Source organism: Streptomyces bambusae (assembly GCF_019400985.1).
GTDB lineage: Bacteria > Actinomycetota > Actinomycetes > Streptomycetales > Streptomycetaceae > Streptomyces > Streptomyces bambusae_A.
In genome coordinates this window covers 1-598 of record NZ_WTFF01000737.1, presented here as the reverse complement: position 1 = coordinate 598, position 598 = coordinate 1, and the positions used below count along the sequence as shown (strand labels likewise).

Here is a 598-nt window from a genome sequence, read left to right as displayed (position 1 = left end):
CCGCGGGGGCGGGCCCCAGGGCCGGTGCGAACGCCACCGGAGCGGGCCGACGGCCCGACACGGACGCCACCCGAGCGAGGTCACAGGGCCCGGGCGTGCCCGTCACCGCCGGGGCGGCGGACCGTACGTGACGGACGCCGGCCCGAGCGAGGTCGCAGGGCCCGGGCGGCCCCGTCACCGCCGGGGCGGCGGACCGTACGTGGCCGCGGTGCTGCCGTACTGCCCGGTCCGGGCGGGCCGGGGTCGTCTCCGCCCGGGCGGGTGGAAGGTACGTGCCTGCGGGGCTGACGTACAGCCCGGTCCGGGCGCTCCCTGACTGCTCGGTCCACCGCAGTCTTTGACGTGCCCGCGTGGGTGGCGGTGTGCTCAGCCGCGTCGGGCGGCCAGGGTGCATGAGACGGCGCCCGCGCCGGCCGCCAGCAGCAGGGCGCCGGCCAGGGCCGTCAGCCCCAGCCCCGCCGACCCGGTGCGCGCCCCCGTCGCCAGGCCGGACAGTGCCGCGTTCGCCGGTGAGCCGCTCACCACCAGGGCCAGCAGGACGCCCAGCCCGGCGGTGGTGACGGCGTAGCCGGGCGCGCGCAGCAGGGGCCGGTTGCAC

At 79.9% G+C, this 598-nt stretch carries 1 pseudogene; it reads right to left on the bottom strand.

Annotated features, from left to right (window positions below):
• Positions 1 to 366: 366 nt before the first annotated feature.
• Positions 367 to 598, bottom strand: a pseudogene (locus GPJ59_RS36795) (hypothetical protein); the annotation flags it as partial.